The sequence below is a fragment of the Neobacillus sp. MER 74 genome, from assembly GCF_023714155.1.
The window spans coordinates 1-255 of record NZ_JAMAUV010000116.1 but is presented as its reverse complement, the minus strand read 5'-3'; the positions used below and the strand labels follow the sequence as shown (position 1 = coordinate 255).

The window sequence follows — 255 nt, the reverse complement described above, 5'->3', positions numbered from 1 at the left end:
ACGACTGACCCAGAAAGTGGTTATTACGTAAAGGACGAACGAACTAAACAAGTCGCATACTCATTTCATGCAGCTTCAGATCGAAATGGTTTTGTCCTTGGCACAATTGTAACACCAGGGAATATCCATGATAGCGTCATATTCGAGCCACTACTTGAGAAAGTCATCCAAAACCAAGGGAAACCTGAAGCTGTTGCTGCTGATGCTGGATACAAAACACCTGCTATTGCTCCCTTCGTTTTTGAAAATGATATG

At 42.4% G+C, this 255-nt stretch carries 1 protein-coding gene; it reads left to right on the top strand.

The window, feature by feature from the left end; genetic code table 11:
• Window positions 1-255, top strand: a 255-nt coding sequence (locus tag M3610_RS27790) for a transposase (protein ID WP_251463666.1), incomplete at both ends; no start/stop codon positions are given.